Origin of the sequence: Brotaphodocola sp. (assembly GCF_050873065.1) — a bacterium.
Taxonomy (GTDB): Bacteria; Bacillota; Clostridia; order Lachnospirales; family Lachnospiraceae; genus Brotaphodocola.
Genome location: NZ_JBNMIC010000102.1, coordinates 1 through 4,425 on the forward strand (window position 1 = coordinate 1; position 4,425 = coordinate 4,425).

The following is a 4,425-nucleotide window of genomic DNA, read 5'->3' on the forward strand; positions in this document are numbered from 1 at the left end:
GGTTTGAGCAATATGAACACAAAATTTAATGAGGAACTGTATCTGACAAATGAGACGGGACGTATGCTTTATCACAAGTATGCAGAACATATGCCGATTATCGATTATCACTGCCACCTTCAGCCGAAGGAGATCTATGAGAACCGCCAGTTCGAGGACATCGGTGAGATGTGGCTCTCCGGAGATCACTATAAATGGCGTGCGATGAGAACGTTTGGCATTGAGGAGAAGTACATCACCGGCACAGAGACAACTTACTACGAGAAATATATGAAGTTTGCCGAGATTCTCCCGCAGATGATTGGAAATCCGATCTATATCTGGTGTGCACTCGAGCTCAAACGTTTCTTCGAAATTGATGAACCGCTGAGTGCAGAGAATGCCGAAGAGATCTATAAGCGCACAAAGGCAATGATTCAGGAGAAGAACATCACACCGAGATGGTGCATGGAAATCTCCAATGTGGAGCTTGCGAGCACGACGGAGGATCCGATTGACGATCTTCATTATCACATTGCACTGAAAGAGGATCCGTCCTTAAAGACTCGCATCATCACCGCCTTCCGCCCGGATAAGGCAATGTTTCTGCGCGATAAGGAGTTTGGCGCCTATGTAAAGACACTCGGTCAGGTTGCAGGAGTTGAGATTAAGACGTTTAAGGATCTTGTGAAGGCACTCGAGTCTCGTCTTCAGTATTTCCAGAGCATAACCGGAACAACTGTATCCGACGATGGAATCCCGGATTTCACCTGGGTGGATGCGACGGAGGAGGAGATCGAGATGATTTTTGAAAAAGCGGTCGCAGGTGAGACGCTGACAAAGCGTGAGGATGACCAGTACCGCAGTGCCTTCCTCTATGAGATGGGAAAATTATACTGCAAGAACGGATATGTGATGCAGCTTCACATCGGAACATATCTGGATGCAAACCGCAAGTATGTCGCAAGTGTTGGAAAGAGCACCGGTTTCGACTGTGCGGACGATTCGACTCAGGTACAAAGTGTAGGGGAGCTTTTGAACCGTCTGACTCTTGACGATATGCTTCCAAAAACAATTTTGTACTGTCTTAACGGGACAGATACGGAAAATTATGCTATATTGGCAGCAGGATTCTGTGAAAAAGGAACGAAGGCGAAGGTCCAGTTAGGTGCGCCGTGGTGGTTCTATGATCAGGTATACGGAATCGACAGGCAGTTGCGTGCAGTTTCCAATCTTTATCCAGTCAGCCTTTCCGTCGGAATGTTGACAGACAGCAGAAGTTTTCTGTCGTATCCACGCCATGAGCTGTATCGCCGGGTTCTCTGTAATTTCTTCGGTGAGCTTGTGGAGAGAGGCGAGTACTTCTCTGGAGAAGAGGAACTGGCAAAGACGATCCAGAATATCTGCTACAACAATGTAAAAGAATATTTTGGATTTTAGAGTGGATTAAGTAGTAATTGGGCTTAAAACAATAGAGATAAAATCTGATGAAGATTGCATAGTAGTGCCTGAAAAATGGGAACTGCCGATGGCTGTAAGGTGATTGGGCAGTTGCAAAATATGATAAGAGAAACGCTTATGCGATGTTCGGAGGATGAAGAAATATGAAGCGCAGAGTAACAATCAAAGATATTGCAGCGGCAGCGGGAGTGTCATTGGGAACGGTTCATTTGGCTCTCAGTGATAAACCCGGTGTGGGAGTGGTTACCCGTGAGCGAATTCGCCAGATTGCAAAAGAAATGGATTATCACCCAAATACCGTTGCTGCATCTTTAAAGCGAAAGACACAGCATTTGGCAGTCTGTTTTCCAGAGGTTGCAGGAGATAACCGCTATTATTATCCGCAACTTTGGAATGGATTTCGTGCCTATAAAGAAAGCATTCAGGATTTCAATATTTCCATTCGTGAGTTTGCCTATCCGGAAAATGGAGATGGGAGAACAATCGATCTTTTGTCAAAACAGAAGAAAGTACTTGGAGAACTGGAAAAACTTTTGGAAAATGGGGAACTAGATGGTCTTGTGATCCATGGAAACAGATGTCCGTTCAGTGCTGAGAAACTTCATTCCTATGTGGATAAGGGACTGGCGCTCGGTCTTCTTGATACTGATATGCCGGAGAGTGGCAGACTCTTCTGTGTGTCAGCGGACTATGACATTATCGGGAGAACAATGGCGGAAATTGTGATGAACCGGATTCCTTATTGTGGAAGTATTCTTTTATGTGCCGGGGTTCAGGACTATCCCTCACACAAACGAATTGAGGATGGATTCGATGCTTACATGAGAGAAAATCATTTTGACAATCTGATCTACCGGGAATATTCAAACCTGATCTGTGAGGCAAACTATCAGAAGATTCTTGAGCAGGTGAAGAAACCGGATTTGGCAGCAGCTTGCTGCGTTTCATCAAGAACAAGTGTGATGCTTGCGCGTGCGCTTAGGGAGAGCGGAAAAGCGGGGAGGATTGTGGCAATCGGAAGTGATATTTTTGAAGAGAACAAAACAGCCCTTCAGGAGGGAGTTTTCCAGAATCTGATCCAGAAAAATCCGTTTGCCCAGGCATATATGGCAACCCGTCTTTTGGTTGATTATCTTTTGAAAGATGTGAGGGCAGAGGAGTCTTTTGTAGTTGGAAGTCAGATTGTCTTCCGCAGCAATTTGCCGTTGTTTGAGAAAAATTCTGTGCGCTTTTTGGAATAAGAGAGGATGGATTTCAGAATGAGTCATATGCAGAATAATCAGGTACCGGATATTTATACGCAGGAGGCACAGCAGAAACCATTGAATGGCAGAGTTCTGGTCAGTGACTGTCTTGGACGACAGGAATTTAACACCCAGCTTTTGTATTTTACCTGTTCTTCGCTGTCAGAGAATGATGAGAGAATTTATCTGATTAGTGACAGAGGGGGAAGTCCGAATGTCGTGTGCAGAGATATGTTTACGGGTCAGGAGACGACACTGACGGATAACAAGAAGGGCATTTTAAAGAGCTATGTGTATTTTGATGGAACGTTCAATGAAGGACTTGGAAAGGCAAGTGTCTGTCTCGATTATAAGAGAGAAATTATCTATTATATTCAGGATGACAAGATCTGTAAGGCAGACCGTTTCGGCAACCGCAAAGAGCTGAACCGTGTTCCGGACGGACGAATGACTGCGTTTACTCATGTCAGTCTCGATGGAAAGCGTCTCTGCGTGCCGATGACAGACGGAAGATGCCTTGATTTTGACCCGGAGACGGAAGGATCTGGACTTGATAAGCGACCGATCTACGACATTGATGGCAGAGTACAGGAGGAGAACTTAAGCAGTTATCTCTGTGTTTACGATACGGAGAGTGGAGAACTGCTCTATGAGAAGCAAGTTCCGAAGTGCTGGATCACCCATGTGCAGTTCAATCCGGTTGATCCGGAAAAGATCATGTACAACCATGAGTGGTCGAGTTTCGACTGTGGAATTCGTCGAATCTGGATGTACGATCACGTTTCTGACACGATCACGCGCATTCGCACGGAGGGTACAGACACACTTGGAAATCCTGCTGGATATCCGAGAAAAGCTGGAGACTGGGTCTGCCATGAGATGTGGAGTGATGATGGAAAGACGATTATCTATCACGGTGGATATGAAAATGGTCCGGCTATGGTAGGAAAGTATGAATTGTCATCGGGAAAATATTGGGAGATTGCGCTACCGGATGACTACAATGCATACGGCCATTTCACGATGGATCACAGAGGAAATCTCGTCTGCGACGGATATTTTAAGTATCCGTGGGAGATAAAGAAAGTGCGTGAGAATAGCACGGACAACGGACCGGACCCGCACAAGAAGGATGCTGAGTACATCTGCAAGGTGCTTCCAGACTGGGAGAAAGGTATGCTTGAATGGATTCCGCTGTGCAAGCATGAGAGTGACTGGCTTGGCCAGGATGCGCATCCGCATCCAATTTACAGTCATACTTCCGATCGGATTTTCTTCAACAGCCGGATGGATAAGAAAGTGAATGTGTACTGTGTATCCGCAAAAACGCCGGAATATTTGCATGAATAAGACAGAAACGCAGAAGCGCGAGCAAATAAAAGAAAATTATCAGATGGGGAATCCGAGTTTCGGATTCCCTGTTTTTTATTTGACAGGAATTCAACAGAAGATCGCCTCTTAGTTATTTCCTAAAAATAAATGAATGCTGATAAAAAAATAACAAATATGACAAAATTGTCATTTTTCCGTCACGATCCATTAAGGTTCCTCCTGTAAAATAAAAATCAAGTAAGAGAAAACGCAATAAAAGAAGTGGAATGTAGGTAATTGCGAAACTCGCGGTGCTCGTTCGCAACCTTGAACCAAAACAAGGAAGAATTCGCGAAGAGCACGACTTGTGGAATGAAAAATGGATAATCGGACATTTTAGGCGCACTTTAATAAGCTATGGACTTTATGA

At 44.8% G+C, this 4,425-nt stretch carries 3 protein-coding genes; all 3 read left to right on the forward strand.

From position 1 onward, the window contains the following. Positions 1 to 12: 12 nt before the first annotated feature. The 3 genes from uxaC (at position 13) to ACR0QE_RS13125 (ending at position 4,034) form a co-directional block, all read left to right on the forward strand. Complete coding sequence (uxaC, locus tag ACR0QE_RS13115) at positions 13 to 1,419, forward strand: glucuronate isomerase (RefSeq protein WP_432628783.1); 1,407 nt, start codon at positions 13 to 15, stop codon at positions 1,417 to 1,419. A 164-nt stretch (positions 1,420 to 1,583) separates the two neighbouring features. After that, a complete protein-coding gene (locus tag ACR0QE_RS13120) occupies positions 1,584 to 2,681 on the forward strand; it encodes a substrate-binding domain-containing protein (RefSeq protein ID WP_432628781.1) in 1,098 nt (365 codons plus the stop codon). Between the two features lie 18 nt (positions 2,682 to 2,699). Then, entirely contained in the window at positions 2,700 to 4,034 is a 1,335-nt protein-coding gene (locus ACR0QE_RS13125) for a hypothetical protein (RefSeq protein ID WP_432628782.1), read from the forward strand. The last annotated feature ends 391 nt before the right edge of the window (positions 4,035 to 4,425 follow it).